Origin of the sequence: Chromohalobacter sp. 48-RD10, assembly GCF_029889785.1 — a bacterium.
GTDB lineage: Bacteria > Pseudomonadota > Gammaproteobacteria > Pseudomonadales > Halomonadaceae > Chromohalobacter.
Window position 1 is genome coordinate 1 of the sequence record NZ_JARANX010000094.1, and the last position, 2,177, is coordinate 2,177.

Genomic DNA, 2,177 nt, shown 5'->3' on the forward strand with positions numbered 1-2,177 from the left:
CCGATCGCCAAGGGCATTATCAAGGCCATGCAGAAGGGCACGGGCGAGGTGTACCTACCATGGTTCTGGTGGGGCATCATGCTGATCATCAAGCATATCCCTGAAGCTATCTTCAAACGGATGTCGTTATGAATCAGCTCCCTGAGTTCGACGCTCGTCCCGTCGCGTTTTTTGACTTCGATGGAACCTTGACGACCGGTGATACGTTGATGCCGTTTCTCAAGTTCGTCGTTGGCAAACCGACCTATTACGCCAAGCTTGCACTTCTGAGCCCAGTACTCGGTGCTTATTATGCGAAGCTACTACGTAACGACATCGCCAAGCAAATCGTGCTCAAACAGTACTTAGGGGGGTGCCACATTGATGAACTCTTTACACTTGGAGAGCGTTTCAGTGAAGAAGTGATCCCCACCATGCTGCGCCCAGAAGGCATGGAGCGTCTCAGATGGCACCAGGCCCAAGGCCATGAGTGCGTGCTGGTGAGTGCCTCGATTAATGTTTATCTGAAGTCTTGGGCTAAGCGAGAGCATTTTTCGGAGGTTATCTGCACAGCGCTAGAAGTTGGCAAGAAGGGCCATGTCTCAGGGAGGATTCAGGGAAAGAATTGTCATGGGGAAGAGAAGGTTAGGCGAATAGTTCTTTCTAATTTTAATGGTAGAAGATTGACATATGCGTATGGGGACTCTAAGGGGGACTTGCCTATGCTTAAGTTGGTAGATCATGGGTTTGTTTTCGAAAGGGGAGTTTTTTCTGTTTCTTCTGTTTAGGTGGGAAGAATGGGTATTAAAACAAATGCTTGGGGTGTTAGGGATGCCGGGAAAATAAGTTTTTTCCTGGGATGCTCTATGGTGGCGATGATTGTCTGGATCAGATCGAATCCCTATCTTTTAATAAATGGAACGAGTTACTTAAGCAATTGGAATTACACTCATTACCTTTTTAATTATGACGATGGATTTGTAAAGAGAGGGATTGTCGGGGATTTTCTCAAGACCCTTGTGGGCCATGTTTCATATGACTTTGTGAGTTTTTTCTCATATGTATCCCTCGGGGGGCTTTCCTTTTTGTTTTTGTTGTTTTTTTCTAAATCTTACATAGGTCATGGGGAGAGGTTTGGTGCCTTTTTGCTCATGGTCTTTGCTGCTACTTCGCCTGCGACTTTGCAACACTTTGCTTTCGATGTTGGAAGGTTTGATCTGATTATATACATGATTTTTATATTGATTGTTTTGTCAATAAATTTTTTGGCTGAAAGGAGTGTTTACGTAACTTTTGCTATTGTTGTTGCAGGGCTTTCTTTGTCAGTCTTAGTGCATGAGGCTGCACTTTTTATGATACTGCCTCTTTCTCTTGTTTTTTGGAACTACATTGACTCTTCTAGAAAGGGGGTCGTTTTCCAAAGCATTGTTTTTATCACCATCTTTTTCATGACGTTTTTGGTTTCTACACATGGGGAGTATAGTGCGCTTGGGTTTGAAGATCACCTGGAAGCTTTGAGAAGTATTTATGGTGATAGGGTGGTGAGTAGTTCTCTTGTTGTTATTCATCACTCTTCTCTTGAAGAAAATGTCAATAGAACAATAAGGCTTGGACTTAGCTTTCCACGCTTAGTGCATCATGGAGCTCTTGTTTTCTTTATGATGCCTTTTGTGTATATGATGTATAAGCTTTACATGTCAATGCGTGGTCAGATTGGTTTAAGGGTTAAGATTATTTTTATAGTATCATTATCTCCTTTGGCCCTTTATCCCTTGGGTCAAGATCATTTTAGGTGGTGGTCATTGTCTATAACAAATATTATACTGGCAATATGCTTTATTGTGTTGAGAGATAAGGCCGTTCGAGATGGTGTGCTGTCATTTCTCGAAGATAGGGTGAGGCTGGTTTCCTTTGTTGTGTTATTTGGCCTTGTTTCTGGTCCTTTGTGTGTTACAGAAAGTTTTGATGTGGTTGTATATGCAGCAAAATTTGTGGGGTCTATTATTTCTGGGTTGTAGAATAACTACAGCACTCGTAGTGTTCATGTGCTCGACTATCTTGACTGACATCTTACCCTCCAACCGTGTCTGCCCCCGACGCCGGTGCCCTTGTGCACCGGCGTTTTTTTATGCCTTGGCGGTTCGAGCGCATGCCTGTCACAACGCTCATGCAATGGGACGAATAGGTGGTGGTGGGCC

General features: G+C 43.7%; 2 protein-coding genes. Both read left to right on the forward strand.

The annotated features are described in order from the left end of the window. Window positions 1-128 precede the first annotated feature (128 nt). The gene (locus OP496_RS17275) at window positions 129-767 is read left to right on the forward strand and encodes an HAD-IB family hydrolase (protein ID WP_280565085.1); all 639 of its coding nucleotides are present in this window, start codon (window positions 129-131) and stop codon (window positions 765-767) included. Between the two features lie 9 nt (window positions 768-776). Then, complete coding sequence (locus OP496_RS17280; RefSeq protein ID WP_280565087.1) at window positions 777-1,997, forward strand: hypothetical protein; 1,221 nt, start codon at window positions 777-779, stop codon at window positions 1,995-1,997. Window positions 1,998-2,177: the final 180 nt, after the last annotated feature.